Consider the following 14,920-nt stretch of genomic DNA (forward strand, 5'->3'; position numbering starts at 1 on the left):
CTGTCGAGGCCTGCGGTGGCCAGGGTGTGCCCGTCGGGGCTGAAGGCGGCTGCGAGGACAGCGCGGGCACCTTGCCCGCCAACCTTGAGGTCAAGATCCTCAGGCACAACCAGACGACCCACTGGGACAAGATTCAGCTGTTCAAGAAGGTCGGCAAGCTGAAGAAGGGCACCACGGGATACCTCCACTGGGCGAACGACGACGCCCCGATCTGCCTGCCCCACTACCGGCAGCCCTGCAACGTCTGGTGAGGAACCCGCCACCGGCTGGGTGAAAGCCTGAACGGACAGTTCGCCGCCCCGCGCACGGGGTGGCGAACTGTCCTCTTGGACCTTTCTCCGGAAACCTTGAGTACGTGCCTCTTCGACTTGAGTAGGAGCCCCGATGCCCGGGTGGCACGGGCGGGCCAGGATGGCGGCCATGACCGCACCCGATACCCACGTCACTGACGCTCCCGTAGCGGCGACTGACCCGTTCGCGCCGTCCACCTCGGCAGTGCGCGCGTTCGCGGCCCTCGGCCTCTTGCTGCTCGTAGTTGCCTACGGGGCGTTCTTCATCATCGTCATGAATCAGGCCTACAGCGGCGACGGGGCAAGCGGGCCCCTGGTGGGTCTCGCCCAGGGGGCGATGGGCCTGTCCGCGGTCGTGGGGTTGTCGGCGCTTGCTCTGCCCGGCGATGGGATGAGCTACGCGGCGCGACGCGGAGCCGTATGGCTGCAGTACGCGCTGGCGCTCGCCGGTCCCGTGCTGGCGGCCATCGACTTCGCCTAGGCCCACGAACGGCCGCCGCCGGGAAGGGCCATGGACACGGGGGAGACCGGCCCTTCCCGGCAGACACATCTTGCGTCGGGGACCGCTACGGCCTCCAGGGCCGAACGGCCCGCCTGCACCTCGCAGCCGGCCCTCAGCTGCGGGTCGTTCGGCCCCCATCGCTGCCCCCATTGCGGCCCCCATCGCTGCCCCCATTGCGGCCTCCATCGCGGCCCCCGATGTGGCCTCCATCGCGGGCCCCGTTGCGGGCCCGTTCGGATGGCCGGTCGGCACCGGTGCCGGGCGGTGCTGCCGTGCTGATCACGTACGCTGCCGCGCAGACGTACGGGATCTTTGGAGCAGCACGGTCATGTCCGAATCGCAGCATTACGCACCGGTCGGGAGCGGTCCGCACGGGCCCTGGCTCCATGAGCCGGACCGGATGCGCGGCCTGCTCGACGCCGTGATGAGCCTGGGGCGGGGGCTCGAACTCCCGCAGGTGCTCAGGGGGATCGTGGAGGCGGCGGTCACCCTCACCGACGCGGAATACGGGGCGCTCGGCGTGGTCGGGGACGGTCAGCTGGCACAGTTCCTGCCCGTCGGGATGTCCGACGAGCTCATCGGGCTGATCGGCCGGACGCCGTGTGGCCGCGGCATCCTCGGGGAGCTGATCCGCAACCCGGCGCCGCTGCGGCTCACCGACCTGACCAGGCATCCGCACAGCTATGGGTTTCCGGCCAACCATCCGCCGATGCGGACCTTCCTCGGGGTGCCGGTCCGGGTCCGCGACGAGGTGTTCGGCAACCTCTACCTCACCGAGAAGCGGGGCGGCGGATCGTTCGACGCGGATGACGAAGCTGTGTTGACCACGCTGTCCACCGCGGCGGGAGTGGCGATCGACAACGCCCGCATGTACCACGAGAGCCGCCGCCGCGAACGGTGGCTGGAGGCACTGGGCGAGATCACCCGCAGTCTGCTGTCCGGCACCGACGCCGACGAGGTGCTGCGGCTGATCGCGGAGCGCGCGCAGGAGGTCGCCGGCGCGGACAGTGCGGCGGTCCTGCTGCCGGTGTCCCCGCCCTCGCCGTCGTCTCCGCCCCCGCCCTCGCCGTCGTCCCCTCCCTCGTCCTCGGCGCCGTTCCCTCTCTCGTCCTCGTCCACGCCCCCGTCCTCGGCCTCGTCCGTGGGCCAACTGACGGTGGCGGTGGCGTGCGGTGCGGGCGCGAGCCGGATCCTCGGCTTGCCCGTGCCGGTTGACGGTTCGCTGCCCGGGGCAGCCGTCCGCAGCGGCCGGCCGGTGGTCAGTGCCGACCTGCGGTCCGATCCCCGGGCGTACCCGCTGGGCCAGGATGCGGCCGGGGACGGGGCGGTGGAGCCGTCCGTGGGGGAACTGCCGGAGAGGGCGTCCATGGGGGAGGAGGCGTTCAGTACGGAGGAGGGGCCGAAGGGCGAGGAGGCGTCCAAAGGCGAGGAAGCGTCCAAGGGCGAGGAGCTGAACGGCGCCGCCCTGAGCGGGGAGCCTGTAGAGGTGGACGGGCCGACGGTCGCCGTCCCGCTCCGGGTGGACACCGGCCGTGGTGCACTGCGGCTGAGCCGCCTGGCCGGCCGGCCCGCCTTCGACGACGCCGAGGTCACCCTGATATCGGGCTTCGCCGACCAGGCCGTGATCGCTCTGGAACTCGCCCGCCGGCGGGCCGAGTCGGAGGAACTGACGGTCCTCCACGACCGCGACCGGATCGCCCGAGATCTGCACGACCTCGCCATTCAGCGACTGTTCGCCACCGGCATCACGCTGCAGAGCGCGACCCGGCTGATCGACCACCCGGAGGCCGCCGAACGGGTCGGCCGCGCGGTCAACGACCTGGACACCACCATCAAGATCATCCGGTCCACCATCTTCGGCCTGCGTACCACCGGGGAGGCCAAGGACGGCCGTGGTCTCCGCCGCGATCTGACCGACACCGTGCAGCAGGCGGCCGGTCCCCTCGGCTTCACCCCGGCGCTGCGGATCGACGGCCCGGTGGACGCAGCGGTCCCCGATGACCTGACCGGCCACCTCGTGGCAGTGGCCGCCGAGGCCCTCAGCAACGCCGCCCGGCACGCCCAGGCCCGCCACCTGGACGTGACGTTGTCGGTGACGGCGGACACGGTGACGCTGGCGGTGACGGACGACGGGGTGGGGGTTGGGGACGCACCACACACCGGAGGGCTGGCCAACATGCGGTCCCGAGCCGAGATGCACGGCGGCCGGCTGACCCTCGAACGGCCGGAGGGCGGTGGCACCCGTATCGTCTGGCGGGTACCGCTGCCCGACTGAGCCGATCCGTTTCCGGTGTCGTGCCGAACGAGTGGATCCGCACCCGTGCCGAACGAGCGGATCCGCTCCCGTTGCCGGTCCGACTGCGCTGATCCGCTCCCGCTGCCGGACCGGCTCAGCGCCCCGTTCCCGCCGTCCGGTGCCGCAGTTACGGTCGTGGTCCCTTCAGCCGTTCGGCGACCATCGCCGCCTGGACCCGGCGGCCCACCCCCAGCTTGGACAGGATCGCGGACACCCGGTTCTTGACCGTCTTCTCCGAAAGGAACAGGCGGTCCGCGATCTGGCGGTTCGTCAGGCCGAGGCCGATCAGGTCCAGCACCTCCCGTTCGCGGGGCGAGAGCCGGTCGAGTTCGGACGACTGCGTCTCCGTCCCCGTCCCCGTTCCCGTCTCCGTGTGGGCCGTCTGGCTTCGGCCCGGGGCGCGCAGTCGTTCCATCACCCGCGTCGCGGTGCGCGGATCCAGCATCGACTGCCCCGCCGCGACCGTACGGACCGCGTGCACCAGCGCAGGGCCGTCGATCTGCTTGAGCACATAGCCGGACGCACCGGCCATGATGGCGTCGAACAGCGCCTCGTCGTCGTCGAAGGACGTCAGCATCAGGCAGGCAAGATCAGGGACGCGGGCCCGTAACTCCCGGCAGACCTCAACCCCTTCGTGGTCGCCGCCGGGCCCGTCGGTGCCGCCCAGCCGGACATCGAGGACGGCCACCTGCGGCCGGACCGCCGGCACCCGGGCGAGGGCCTGCCGGGCGTTCCCCGCCTCCCCGACGACCACGATGTCCTCCTCCGCCTCCAGCAGGTCCCGCACACCGCGGCGGACGACCTCGTGGTCGTCGAGGATGAAGACGCGCAGCGGCGCCTCCGGGGCGCTGACGGGTGTGGCGCTGACAGATGTGGTGCTGACAGGCGTGGCGGTTGCAGGGGCAGGGACAAGGGTGGTGGGGGCTGGGGTGGTGAGGGCAGGGTGAAGGGGCTGCTGGTTCATGCACGCTCGCTCTGTGGTTCTCGCGGATCGGCGGGGCACGAGGGTCCCGACCACGAGGTTCGTCGGGCCCGGCGACCGGCGCAAGGGCCGAACGGCCCTGGGGAGCAGGGGCCTTCGGGCATGGCGCCGCGTTGCGATACTGACGCCCCCGTTCAGGAGGTCGATCCCATGCCGCAGTCCTGCCAGCCCACGCGTCCCGTTCCGTCCGCGCGTCCCGTTCCGTCTGCTTCATCCGCCCCGTCCGCGCCGTCCGGACGGTCAGCCCCGGGCACCGTCGGCGGCGAGTACCACGCCCTGCTCGCCCGGCACGACGCCATGCGGCTGCGGCGGCGCATCCTCGGTCAGGGCCGGGCACCCGCACAGGACTTAACGTCCGCCTCCTACGACGGTGCCGCGGACCAGCGGCTGATCACCCAGTACCTCGACCTGGTCACACCCTTCGGCGACCTGATCGCCCGCCTCTACGACGAAATGTTCGCCCGGTGGCCTTACTTGCGGTCGCTGTTCCCCGCGTCCATGGACTTCCAGCGTGCGCATCTGGCCCGCGCCTTCTGGTACTTGATCGAAAACCTGCACCGCCCCGCCGAGGTGGCCGCCTACTTCCGGCAGCTCGGCCATGACCACCGCAAGCTCGGGGTGCGCCCGGCGCACTACGAGGCGTTCGAGACCGCGCTGTGTGCGGCGCTGCGGCGCACCGCCGGGCCCCGCTGGGTCGAGGCGGTGGAAGAGGCGTGGGTGCGGATGGTGCGGTTCGCTGTGGCGTCGATGGTCGAGGGCGCCGACGCCGCCCTCGCCGAACCCCCGTCTTGGCAGGGCACGGTGACCGCCCACGAGCGGCGCCGCCCGGACCTCGCCGTACTGCGGGTCCGGCTGCACGAGCCGTACCCGTACCGAGCCGGACAGTTCGCGGCGGTCGAGTCCCCGCGGATGCCGCAGGCGTGGCGGCACTATTCCTTCGCGTCGGCGCCCGGGCCCGAGGGCGAGGCGGTCTTCCACGTGCGGCGGACCGGCCCCGGCGGGGTCAGCGCGGCGCTGGTCGACGGCACCCGGGTCGGCGACATCCTGCGGCTGGGTCCGGCGCACGGCACGATGACGCTCCAGGACGAGGACCGTTCCCGCGATCTGCTCATGGTGGCGGGCGGCACGGGCTGGGCGCCGATCAAGGCGCTGCTGGAGGAGTGGGCGGGCCGTCGCCGCGGGGCCGACGGGCTTCCGCCGCGCCCGGCCGGCCGGGTCCACCTCTTCGTCGGCGCCCGCAGCCGCGCCGAGCTCTATGACGCCGCCGCACTCAACCGATGGGCGGCACGGCACGACCGGCTGCGGGTGGTTCGGGTGCTGGACGAGGATGTCGTCCCGGGCAGCGAAGACTCGCCGGCCGGGTACGGCCCGCACGCGGACGCCGTCCCGGGGAGTGCCGACCCGTCGGCCGGGTACGGCCCGCTGGCCGAGGCGGTGGCGCGGGACGGGCACTGGTCGCCGCACCTCGCCTTCATCAGCGGTCCGGCGGCCATGGTCGGCACCACCGTCGCGCGGCTGACCGCGGCCGGCATGCCGGCCGACCACATCCGCTACGACCCGGTGCCGGACCGCACCCTTTGACCCCGCCGACCGGCCGCTGCGCGGCGTACCCGACAGCTGCAGAGGGAGCGGTGAGCGGATCGGGAGACGGGCGGTGAGCGGAGCGTCCAACGGGCGGTGACTGGCGCGGCGGATGAGCGGTGACTGCCCGCGGCGGGGTGACGCCGATCGAGGTGATGCCAACCGGGCCCGGCCAGTCACGCACTCCCGCGACGGGCCGAACGGCCCCTGGCGGGCGGCCGCCGGGAGCCTTCTACTGGCCGGCAGCCACTGCGTCAGCAGCGTCAAAAGAAGAGGAAGCACGTCGTGAACCACATCCCGGCCCGGCACACCGCCGGGATCGCCACCAACTCCGACTCCGGGACCGCCACCAACTCCGACCTCGGGACCGTCACCGACTCCGACGTCGAGATCGCCACCGACTTCGCCGAGACTGTCACCGACCCTGCGGGGGCCGTCACCGACTCCCTGGGAACGGCTGCCGACTCCGCGGGGACTGTGACCGACTCCGCGGGAACCGTCACCGACTCCGCGCTGCTGGCCTGGGCCGATCGCGAGGCGTCCCGCTGCAGCACAGAACTGGACCGCGCCGAGGCCCTCCGCCTGTTGGGCAGCGTGTCGCTGGGCCGGATCGTCTTCACCCAGGACGCGTTGCCGGCCATCCGCCCCGTCAACCACCTCCTCCACCACGGCGAGGTGATCATCCGCACCCACGAGGGCGCGGCCCTGACCAGCTTGACGGAGCATGCGGCGGACCAGGGGGTCGTCGTCGCCTACGAGGCCGACGCCATCGACCCGGCCACCCACTGCGGCTGGAGCGTGGTGGTGACCGGCTACTGCCACCTTGTGACCGATCCCGACGACCTGGCGCACTACCAGGCGTTGCTGCACCCGTGGACCGACCACCGGATGTCCTATGCGCTGCGAATCCGCGCGGACTTGGTCACGGGGTTGCGGCTGTCCCCGCGGACTTGTCCGGGCGATGCCGGTACGGCCGGCGTGCCTGCCGTACCGGCGGTCGTCCACGAGGGCCACACCTTGGGCTGTACGAACGACCGAAACAACCCAAACGATCCCAACGCCCCCAACAACCTCAACCCCAACAACCCCAACGATCCCAGCAATCCAACACGCTCAAGCTGGCGCGATCGCGGAGGGGCTGGACCGGTCAGCGGGCGTGGTTGACAGGCCAGCTGGTCAGGGACTCCTGCTCGCCACAGTCCTTGGTGTCCTTGTCACCGCGGCATATGAAGACCGAGCCAGTGGTGGTGAAGGTGTAGCTGGCCAGGCTCAAGTCAACCGACTTGGAGCCCTTACCGCACAGGGTCGCCTGCTTGACGGGCGGCCGGGGAACCAGGTCATAGGTCCACTGGGTCCACACCGAATAGCAGTCGTTACCGGTGTTCTTGAAGTCGCCCTTGATGACGAGCTTGGAGTACACGGAACCGTCCTTGGGCTCCACCGACCTGGTGCCGGATGCCGTGGCCGTGCCGTACGTGGCCTTCCAGGGGACGGGCGCGCCCGCCGCCTTGACGCCGGCTGCCGTCGCGGAGGACTGCCCCAGGGTAAGGAGGACAGCGGTGGAGGCCAGTACTGCGGCTCCCGACGTGAAAATGCGGCTGGATTTCACTGAGTTTCCTTTCCAGAGTTGTGCAGAGTTGTGCGGAGTTGTCATCAGCGGTTGTGCAGAGCGGTGATCAGCGGATCCGGCTTCATCAGAGGCAACGTGGCCCCTGGTCCGTCCTCTGCTGATCCGTCCGTCCGGCACCTTTCCCGCCCCGTAGTGCCAACGGCGGCGCACTCAGCAGGCCGAAATCGCGGCGGTGCAGGGGGAACTGGTGACGGAGACTGTTGCGTTCGCCGGGAAGGCGTCGTCACCCTCGTACCAGAAGTAGCCGTACGCCCGTCGATGCCTATCGGCACCTATTGGTTCGGTTCCTATCGGCCTCGCCGACACCTGCCGACACCGCATTCGAGCCGCTCATCGAGCTAGCGCGAACGGTGCAGGATTCCTGGGTGCTTGAGGTTGGCCGACCGCCTTCCCGAAGAGGGTTGGCCGTATCGATCGCCATCAAAGAAGCGGCGGTGGTTGCCTGTATCCCGTGCTGAGCTACCCAACGTGGAATCCCCCCTGCTGTGATGCTGCACTGCACCCCGCCGCCCCGTCGAACGAGTGCGCACTCGTTTCTAGCACGGGAAGCGCTTGCTAAAGAAAGGCGTTATTTGGGTGGTTGAGCGTTCTTCGACTGGATGCGAGCGCATGCGGGAAAGAGATCAACGCACGACACCTGCCCGTGTTGCGCCTCGCCCGGCCCGGCTGGCCCTGAGGGACGTCAGGGTTCGATCAGCCTGCAGGACGACGGCGGACGCGACCGTGGTCTGACGATCTCGCCAAACCACGTCGTTACGTTCGGTCGTTGAGCAAAGATCCATTCGACATGCGAAAGGCACGGGGCGATATGAACAGCGAACTGGCAGGCGTGGTGGGCGCGCTGGGGGCGGTGACTCGACGGCTGAGGACGGGGCGTCGCCCTCGGGCGCATACCGGGGCGGCCTTCGGTGCGGTGGCGGTCGGGGTGGCTGCGGTCATGAGCACGGCTGGTGCGGCACAGGCCATGTCGGGTGGCACGCAGCTGCCGCAGCGTGGAGCGGCACCCTGGCTGGCGACGCTCGCGGTGAAGGGCGACGCCCCGCTGCTGGACCGCGCCTCGTGCGGCGGGGCACTCATCGCCCCGGACCGGGTACTCACCGCCGCCCACTGCCTCGACGGCCAGGACTTCCGGCGGGCGGAGGTGCACATCGGCTCGTCGGTCCTGTCACGGGATCCCGGCACGGTGCGCGACATCCGCGCGGTCACCCTGCATCCGCGGTACGAGCTGCTGCCCTCACCCGCCGATCCCCATAACCCCGCTCTGTCGTCGGCGGCATCCGACCTGGCCGAAATCCGTCTCAACGCCCCGGTACGCGGTGTCACGCCGCTCCGGATCGCCCCGCACCGGCCGCGACCCGGCACCCACGTGTCGGTCTTCAGCCACGGCACCACGGCGGCACCGGACCCCTCCCGGCCGGGCCAGGAAATCCGCGGTGACGTCCTGCGGCGCGGTGATCTCACCGTCCGCACCCATGCGCAATGCGCCGCCCAGACACCGGCCGTCGTGGACGAGGCGTCGGTCTTCTGCGCCCGTGATGTGCCCGGCGGCCGGACGACCATGTGCTTCGGGGACAGCGGCAGCCCACTGGTCGTCCGGGGACGGCGCGGCCCGGAACTGGCCGGCGTGTTCAGCTTCGCCGGTGAGACGGCGGGCAAGGTCTGCGGACAGCCGGCCGACGCCGGATTCGCCGATGTACCGGCGCTCATCGGGGCGTTGGGCTGACGACGACCGAACGGAAAGGCGCTGACAGATGTGCTGGCAGACTGGCTGACCGACGGATGCCCCTATGGCCTGTGTCCTGTGGCCTATGTCCTATGCCCTATTGCCCGGTCCACCTCGTCACGTCCCCCTCAGCACGCAGTCTCCGCACAGCCCCCCGCCCGGCACGCGGTAGTACAGGCAACAGCTGCGTCGTGAGTATGCCGGGACGGTGGGATCCAGGGTTCCACAGTCGCGTAGTGGTGTGGTTTCGAGAAGGGAGGCGGTCAGTGCCACGGCTCGTTCTGCGGCTTCCCTGTGCCCGGTGCTGCGGCACCAGTCGTGCAGCACACGGAGGGTGCCGGCCAGCGCCGAGGCGGCGTTGCCCCACAGGACCTTGGGGGAGATCGTGGTCGCGGCGCTGATGGCGTGGTGCAGCGGCACCAGATGATCGCGCAGGACCGCTGCCCGTAGTTGGCTTGTGAGGTCTTCTTCGGGAGGCGACGGCAGGGGAGAGGAGGAGGGAGAGGGGGAGGGCGAGGGGAAGGGCAGCCACAGGTCGTCGGGTGCGCTCCGGTCCGGATGCCACCACAGGGCGTCGCCGGCGAGGTCGGGGACGCGTCCGGCCAGCACCGCCGGTCCGAGAGCGATCGACCACAGGCGCCCGGCGAGTCCCTGATGGACGAGGGAGGCGGCGACCCGTGCCTCTGCTGTGCCGAGGCGCGTGGCCACCGTCTCCAGGCGGTTGCGCAGTGCTGGTGAGACGCCTTCTCCGTACAGCTCCGCAAGGGGGAGAAAGCCCTGATCGCCTGGTGCTCCGGCGTTGGTCCGCACGGAGAAGAACGGCCCCACGGCGGCGGTGCGGCCGAGCACCGCGGTCATCGGCTCCTGCGGCACCTGTCCTCCTCGCTTCGGGCTGGGTTGCCCGGCCCGGATCGTAACGGCCGGGCCGGATCACGTGACGCACCGGGCGGCGCACGGCGATGAGGCCCGGTAGCCGTACACGATCGGCCCCTGTGCCGACACATCGACACAGGGGTCGACTTCCGCCGTTCCCGCAGCGCCCGCTCGGCGTGCTGCCGCCCCGGGCGGCCGGTCACTACAGCACGTCGTTCGACGGCAGTTGCAGCCCCGAGTGCGTGGCAGTCGTCCCGGCTGCCACTGTTTGAGCCGCGGTCACCGGGAGCCTTCCGCGGTCACCGGGTGGCCTTACGGCCAAGATCACGCCCTCGGGGGAGGCGGTTCGACATGCGGGCTGTCCTCCGGCATCGGAAGGAACAGCGCATGAGGCAGAGGCTGGCCAAGGTGGCCGTCGCCGTCATCGCCACCGGATCGCTCGCAGCGTGCGGCGGTGGAGGGTCGAAAGGCGCGCCGGAGGCTTCCGGCGGCGGTAAGAAGCCGTCCGGGCACGCCTCGGAGTCGGCACCGTCGCTCAAGCTCAAAGTCCCTGCCACGTACGACACTTCACACGGCTGGCAGCTTTCCGGACGTCAGGTCGGAACGTACGCTCTGCTGCCGAAGGCGGGCGCGGTGGCCGTGATGACCGGCACGAAGTCCGAATACCGGGTGACCGTTCGCGACGCGGTGACGGGTGAGGTCCGCTGGACCGGCAAACCCTTCAAGGACCTGGCCGAGGGCGAGGCACCGGGGATGTTCGTGTCCACCGTCGGGGACAAGGAATACCTGGTCACGTGGTCACGCGGGGAGAAGGGCGGGGACGCGGTCGCCAAGGCGAAGCTGGTCTATGCCGTGGACGTCTATTCCGCGAACAGCTCGGGCGGCGCGGTCGCCCCCGCCCGCCACATCGAGGCCCCGGCGAGCGACTACGGCAACGGCCGGATCGCCGACGGAGGGGAGCGCCTGCTCATACCCGAGACGGACAAGCACATAGGCGCCCTCGACGTGACCACGGGCAAAATCACCACCTACGACACCGGTTCGGTCAAGCCCGACCACTGCTCGTCGTGTTCCTACGGCAACGAGATCGTCGCCCTCACACAGCAGGACCCGGTGGTGTCCAACGAGGGCGCCGGCTCCTTCGGTGTCCCCGGCTCCTGGGACAGCAGCCGGATCGCCCCGGCACAGGCCGATCCCGCCGCCGGTGCTGTGTGGCCGAGCACCGGCGGAAACCTCATCGCCCGCTGGGGGCAGAAGAACGGCGGCGACCACAACGTGTGGGCCGTCCTCGACAGCAAGTCCGGTCAGGTCCGGGCGTCGGTGATGTGCGCCAAGCCGTTCATCGGGCCGGGCAGTGACCCTGACTCCGCCCTCTCCCCGAAGGGCCGTTACCTCGTTTCGGAACACCTCGCCTTCGACCTGGAATCGAAGAAGGGCTACTGCTTCGAGGAGAGCGACAGCCGCAAGCCCCTTACCTTCGACGCCGTCACCGACGACGGCATCGCCTACGGGACCTCGCTCACCAAGGGCAGCCTGACCGGCACCAAGGCCCCCGTCCAGCTCTCACTGGCCACGGGCACCCCGAAGGCGCTCCCCGACAACTCCTCGGTGCCGATCGCCGACTTCGCGGGGGTCGGCATCTTCAGCCACGCGGAGGGCAACGTGCCCTACTTGATCGTCTACCGGCATAAGGGCTAGGCGGTTCCGTTCACATCAGTGGGCCATGGGTCCGAGTGTGCTGTTGGCTCCGGGGGTGCCGTGGACTCTGGGTGTGCCGTTGGCTGACGCGCAGGGGGTGCGCATCGAGGCGTAACTACCGACAGGCACGGTCGTCGGTCGGTGGGACAACCTCGGGACTTTCACTTGCGCCCCGTTGACCGTCCCGGCTTCCCGCGCCCCTCGCCCGTCCTGGCTTCCAGCGCCCTGCCGAGCGGCATGGCCTTCCGACGGACGGCCCTCCGCTCAGCAACCGGTCGCGGTCCGCGGCGCCCCCGGTCGACTGACGCCGGGCGGCGGCCTCCCCCCGGGCAGTTCGGGCTGCCGCGGACGCATCCCGCGGTCCGGGCCAGGTTCAGTCCTGCGGTCGCTGCGGGCCGTCCACCAGGCGGAGGGTGGCGAGCGCGCCGCCGTCGGGGGCGTTGGTGAAGTGCAGGGTGGCACCGAGGACCCGGGTCTGGCCGGTGGCGATGGTCAGGCCCAGCCCGTGGCCGCTCTTCCGGCCGCTCCCCGAGCGGGTCTTGAACCGTTGGGGGCCGTGGTCGAGGAGGTCGTCCGGATAGCCGTCGCCGTGGTCCCGTACGGTGACGACCGGGCCGTCGACGGTCAGTACCACCGGCGCGCGGCCGTGTTTGTGGGCATTCGTGATCAGGTTGCCCAAGACGCGTTCGAGTCGGCGCCGGTCGGTCTCCACCCGGGCGTCCCGTACGACGTCGATGTCGGCTGCCAGGCCCGTGGCCTGCACTGCGCGCTCGGCCAGCGGCCCCAGTTGGTGGACGGCGAGGTCGGCCTGCTCGACCCGGGCGTCCAGCCGGGAGATCTCCAGCAGGTCCTCGGTCAGCCGGCGCATGGTCTGAATGCGTTCCTGGACCATTTCCGTCGGACGGCCGGGCGGCAGCAGTTCGGCCGCCGCGTGCAGTCCGGTGAGCGGGGTGCGCAGCTCGTGGGAGACGTCCGCGGTGAAGCGCTGTTCGCTGTGCAGCTTGGTCTGCAGGGTGGCGGCCATGGTGTCGAGCGCGGCGGCCACCGCCGCCGCCTCGTCCTGCGCCAGGTCGGGGCGCAGGGCGCGGGGATCGCGCACCCGGGCGTCGAGGTCGCCGGTGCTGATCCGACGGGCGACGCGGGCGGTGCGGTGCAGCCGACGGGTGATGCGGGAAACCGCGAAGAGGCCGACGAGCAGGGTGACGCCGATCGCTGCGGCGGAGGAGCCGATGATGGCCCGGTCAAGTCCGTGGAGGGAGGCGGCCCGGTCGGTGTAGTCCACGCGCACGGCCAGCACCCGGCCGCCGTCGGCGGGTGCGACGGCCCACATCGTCGGCCGGCCCTGGTGGTCCGCGAGCTGGGTGCCGTGCTCCTTGTGGTGCACGGCCAATTCGCGGAGGCTGTGGGGGAGGTCAGGCGGGTCCACCGAGGCGTTACGGCCGAGCGGTTCGCCGGCGACGTAGGTGGCCACCGCGCCATCGAGTGCGTCCAGGGCGGCGCCGCGCGCCTGGTCCTCGGTCTGCTTGCCGACCAGGGTGTGCACCAGGATGCCGAGCAGCGCGGCGAGGGTGCAGCACATGACGGTGATGAAGACGGCGAACTTCCAGTAGAGGGACGCCGTCCAGGAGGGCAGCCGCAGCGCGGCCCGCTGCCGTGCGCCGCTCACGGCGTGTGGCCCGGTGCGGGGGTGCGTGGCGGTGCGGGGGTGCGGGGCCGTGCAGGGGTGCGTTCCGGTACGGGCGTGCGTTCCGGTGCGGCGGAGGAGACCTTCTGGTCGAACTCCATCGTCCGGATCTCCATGGTCTGCCGTCGCTCGTCCCACGCGTGTACGGTGCGCATCTCATAGCCCGGCGAGCCGGTGGGCTCCCGCATGATCACGTCGCCGTCGGAGACTTCCACGTTCAGCGGGGTGCCGGCGGTGTCCAGGATGCGGTTCACCACCCCGCCCCGGAGCATGTACGCCCAGACGGCCAGTGTGTGCTCGGCCCCTTCGATGCCGACGATCAGCTCGTCCTTCCCGTCGTGCGTCAGGTCCTGGTATTCGGGGGCCCGTACGGGACAGTGCTTCGGCTCGTCCCCGCACCGTTGAATCCTCCGCTCGGTGGCCTTGTCGAAGGCCGGCGCGTCGTGCCGTGCGTCGTCGGCGATCTGCGCCTTGACCACGTCCAGCGGGTCCAGCGTCCGGATATTGCCGGACGGCACCCGGGGCAGCCCGGGGAGGGGTGAGGGTCCGTCCTGGCCGGTCTTGTCCGGGGGCGGCTGCGGGGCAGGCGCCCGGTCGGGCCAGAGGCGTGCCGGCGCCGACGCTACGGGGGCGGCGCCGGCGCTGCGGGCTTCCCCGGTCGTCCCTGTACATCCCGCCGCCACCAATGTCATCGCGGTCATCGCGCCCACCGTCGCAAGGGCGAAGGCGACACTCCGTGCCCGGCGGGGGAGCGGCTGGGAACGGCGGAGGGGCACAGGACTTCCAGACAGCGCGGGACGACAGCGTATGGGGACAATGATGTTCGCTGACCTGCATGACGGCAATCCCACGGTTATGTAACGGCGGCCCATAGATGGGCCTACAGCGACCAGTGAAAACGGTGACCAGTGATCAGTGACCGGTGGGCAGGGAGCAGTGACCGGTAACCAGTGATCAGTGCCTGATGGGCAGGGAGCACTGACCGGTACCTAGTCAGCAGTACCGGTGAGCAGTTGACTCGATCGATTCGGCCTCCCGGTCGAGCGGTGTGTTTTGTGGTGGGCGTTCGTCCGCTGTGTGGCGGCGCCGTCCAGCGGGGTGGCAAGCCCGATGACGAGCAGGGCGACGGGCGCGGCGAGGCGAAATCGCGTCATGGCGTCGCCGCTTCGGTCGTACACCGGCGTGCCATCGTGTGCTGGTACGTAGACAGCCGTCGTGTCTCGGCTCGAACGTAGCCATTGTCTGCCGGCGGCCGGTTAAGTGGGCAGCCGTGGTGAGGGCGTGGTGCTGGCTGTCGGAGGAGGACGACACCACCTCCGCATCCTGCGCACCAGGGCGTATTCACTTCCCGGCGGCCCGCAGTTGGGGCTAGGGAGCCTTCTGGGTGCGTGTTCCTGTACCTCCGGCGTAAGTCGTGCGTCTGGGTTTTGTTCGTTCTTCCTGCCACGCTGCCGCCCTGCCACTGCCGGGCTGAGGCATTGAGCGGGCTGATGGATGGTCGGTGCAACACGGGGAGCGCCGGCGACTGGAAATGCGGCCGCATGGGCGTGGGGTCTGCGCTCCGGTGCTGCCGAAACCCGTCATGCAGTTTCATTTCAGGCCGACCAGGCCGACCGACAGCCGTTCCAGACCCAGCGCGGCAGCCGCTCCCGGCTCCACGC

General features: G+C 70.7%; 11 protein-coding genes and 1 pseudogene. 7 read left to right on the forward strand and 5 right to left on the reverse strand.

Translation table 11 applies throughout. From position 1 onward, the window contains the following. Nucleotides 1-26: 26 nt before the first annotated feature. The 3 genes from IG62_RS48150 (at nt 27) to IG62_RS0100920 (ending at nt 3,067) form a co-directional block, all read left to right on the forward strand. Nucleotides 27-251, forward strand: coding sequence for a hypothetical protein (locus IG62_RS48150; RefSeq protein ID WP_030796272.1), 225 nt, complete (start codon nt 27-29; stop codon nt 249-251). Nucleotides 252-420: 169 nt separating this feature from the next. Then, nucleotides 421-771: a hypothetical protein gene (locus IG62_RS0100915; protein ID WP_078871721.1), complete on the forward strand. Its 351-nt coding sequence runs from the start codon at nt 421-423 to the stop codon at nt 769-771. A 421-nt stretch (nt 772-1,192) separates the two neighbouring features. Continuing rightward, nucleotides 1,193-3,067 (forward strand): GAF domain-containing sensor histidine kinase, encoded by a 1,875-nt coding sequence (locus IG62_RS0100920; protein ID WP_030796276.1) that lies wholly within the window; start codon nt 1,193-1,195, stop codon nt 3,065-3,067. 148 nt (nt 3,068-3,215) lie between these two features. On the opposite strand, the gene IG62_RS0100925 is transcribed toward IG62_RS0100920, so the two are convergent. Continuing rightward, nucleotides 3,216-4,052 carry a response regulator transcription factor gene (locus IG62_RS0100925; protein ID WP_078871722.1) on the reverse strand — a complete coding sequence of 279 codons (837 nt, stop codon included), beginning with the start codon at nt 4,050-4,052 and terminating at the stop codon, nt 3,216-3,218. A 168-nt stretch (nt 4,053-4,220) separates the two neighbouring features. Between IG62_RS0100925 and IG62_RS0100930 the strand changes: the two genes are divergently transcribed. Further along, complete coding sequence (locus tag IG62_RS0100930; protein ID WP_078871723.1) at nt 4,221-5,651, forward strand: globin domain-containing protein; 1,431 nt, start codon at nt 4,221-4,223, stop codon at nt 5,649-5,651. Between the two features lie 513 nt (nt 5,652-6,164). Beyond that, nucleotides 6,165-6,593, forward strand: a pseudogene (locus IG62_RS0100935) (pyridoxamine 5'-phosphate oxidase family protein); the annotation flags it as partial. A 205-nt stretch (nt 6,594-6,798) separates the two neighbouring features. On the opposite strand, the gene IG62_RS0100940 reads toward IG62_RS0100935, so the two are convergent. Continuing rightward, nucleotides 6,799-7,260 (reverse strand): hypothetical protein, encoded by a 462-nt coding sequence (locus tag IG62_RS0100940; protein ID WP_030796283.1) that lies wholly within the window; start codon nt 7,258-7,260, stop codon nt 6,799-6,801. A gap of 958 nt (nt 7,261-8,218) precedes the next feature. On the opposite strand from IG62_RS0100940, the gene IG62_RS0100945 reads away from it, so the two are divergent. Continuing rightward, entirely contained in the window at nt 8,219-9,004 is a 786-nt protein-coding gene (locus tag IG62_RS0100945) for a S1 family peptidase (protein ID WP_051797372.1), read from the forward strand. A gap of 117 nt (nt 9,005-9,121) precedes the next feature. Here IG62_RS0100945 and IG62_RS0100950 read toward each other — a convergent pair whose 3' ends face one another. Then, nucleotides 9,122-9,877, reverse strand: coding sequence for a (2Fe-2S)-binding protein (locus tag IG62_RS0100950; protein ID WP_324604601.1), 756 nt, complete (start codon nt 9,875-9,877; stop codon nt 9,122-9,124). A 387-nt stretch (nt 9,878-10,264) separates the two neighbouring features. On the opposite strand from IG62_RS0100950, the gene IG62_RS0100955 reads away from it, so the two are divergent. Further along, nucleotides 10,265-11,575 carry a hypothetical protein gene (locus tag IG62_RS0100955; protein ID WP_030796287.1) on the forward strand — a complete coding sequence of 437 codons (1,311 nt, stop codon included), beginning with the start codon at nt 10,265-10,267 and terminating at the stop codon, nt 11,573-11,575. A gap of 373 nt (nt 11,576-11,948) precedes the next feature. Here the strand turns inward: IG62_RS0100955 and IG62_RS0100960 are convergent, their stop codons facing one another. Further along, the gene (locus IG62_RS0100960) at nt 11,949-13,241 is read right to left on the reverse strand and encodes a HAMP domain-containing histidine kinase (RefSeq protein ID WP_030796289.1); all 1,293 of its coding nucleotides are present in this window, start codon (nt 13,239-13,241) and stop codon (nt 11,949-11,951) included. Next, nucleotides 13,238-13,960 carry a hypothetical protein gene (locus IG62_RS41170; protein ID WP_199812383.1) on the reverse strand — a complete coding sequence of 241 codons (723 nt, stop codon included), beginning with the start codon at nt 13,958-13,960 and terminating at the stop codon, nt 13,238-13,240. Before IG62_RS41170 ends, IG62_RS0100960 begins: the two co-directional genes overlap by 4 nt. Nucleotides 13,961-14,920: the final 960 nt, after the last annotated feature.

The sequence above is a fragment of the Streptomyces sp. NRRL S-337 genome (genome assembly GCF_000720175.1).
GTDB lineage: Bacteria > Actinomycetota > Actinomycetes > Streptomycetales > Streptomycetaceae > Streptomyces > Streptomyces siderophoricus.

Excerpts from the sequence above, each read along its gene's own strand:
- IG62_RS0100955 (WP_030796287.1), top strand. The coding sequence starts at position 10,265 with ATGAGGCAGAGGCTGGCCAAGGTGGCCGTCGCCGTCATCGCCACCGGA.
- IG62_RS0100945 (WP_051797372.1), top strand. The coding sequence starts at position 8,219 with ATGAGCACGGCTGGTGCGGCACAGGCCATGTCGGGTGGCACGCAGCTG.
- IG62_RS0100920 (WP_030796276.1), top strand. The coding sequence starts at position 1,193 with ATGCGCGGCCTGCTCGACGCCGTGATGAGCCTGGGGCGGGGGCTCGAA.
- IG62_RS0100930 (WP_078871723.1), top strand. The coding sequence starts at position 4,221 with ATGCCGCAGTCCTGCCAGCCCACGCGTCCCGTTCCGTCCGCGCGTCCC.
- IG62_RS0100915 (WP_078871721.1), top strand. The coding sequence starts at position 421 with ATGACCGCACCCGATACCCACGTCACTGACGCTCCCGTAGCGGCGACT.
- IG62_RS0100925 (WP_078871722.1), bottom strand. The coding sequence starts at position 4,052 with ATGAACCAGCAGCCCCTTCACCCTGCCCTCACCACCCCAGCCCCCACC.
- IG62_RS41170 (WP_199812383.1), bottom strand. The coding sequence starts at position 13,960 with ATGACCGCGATGACATTGGTGGCGGCGGGATGTACAGGGACGACCGGG.